The sequence below is a fragment of the Deinococcus sp. genome (assembly GCF_018260405.1).
Taxonomy (GTDB): domain Bacteria; phylum Deinococcota; class Deinococci; order Deinococcales; family Deinococcaceae; genus Deinococcus.
Genome location: NZ_JAGLBG010000257.1, coordinates 1 through 614 on the forward strand (window position 1 = coordinate 1; position 614 = coordinate 614).

A 614-nucleotide genomic window follows, 5' to 3' on the forward strand; every position below is an offset into this window, starting at 1 on the left:
AACAAAGAAATAAAGAAATTAATTTTTCTTAACGCCTTTTTTCTAACGAATAACAATAAACAACTAAAAAAATTCTTTTATAGTTTCTCTTTTTGCGATAATCCGAGACGCGATCCAATCAAAAATAACAACAGCAGCAGCAACCGCAACAAAAATTTGCATTCTGAGTTTTTCTTTATTATGAAAAATCATTTCCTTATATTAAAAAAAAAATTCATTCTAAGTGTTTTTGGGTTATGACGCCGCCTTGAATACTGATGATTCTATGAACCGTTTTTCAACATTTTCCGTTTTCTCGTGAAAAATGGCACTGCAACAGATGACGTGTATGCCACTGTTAGCGCAAACACTTCCGGGTCGATGCCGAAAACCGACGATGACCACGTCCGATATCCAGAAGAACAACCCCGAAGTAGATGTGAAAATGTCTTCAGGACACCTACAGGCCGATATGACTGCGCGTTAAAAAATGGCATCCGGGTCACTACCAGATGGTTTGCCAACTGTTTATGCAGGTGTTGGCTTTACCAACGGTCCGCCGAAAGATACCATCGAGAAGTCGTTTTTAACGCACTCTCACAATTCACAAAAAGAAGAGGAAGAAGATAAAGATT

1 protein-coding gene is annotated in these 614 nt (G+C 38.1%); it reads right to left on the reverse strand.

The annotated features are described in order from the left end of the window. Window positions 1-63: 63 nt before the first annotated feature. Window positions 64-192: a hypothetical protein gene (locus QZ269_RS13420; protein ID WP_291427190.1), complete on the reverse strand. Its 129-nt coding sequence runs from the start codon at window positions 190-192 to the stop codon at window positions 64-66. Between the last annotated feature and the right edge of the window lie 422 nt (window positions 193-614).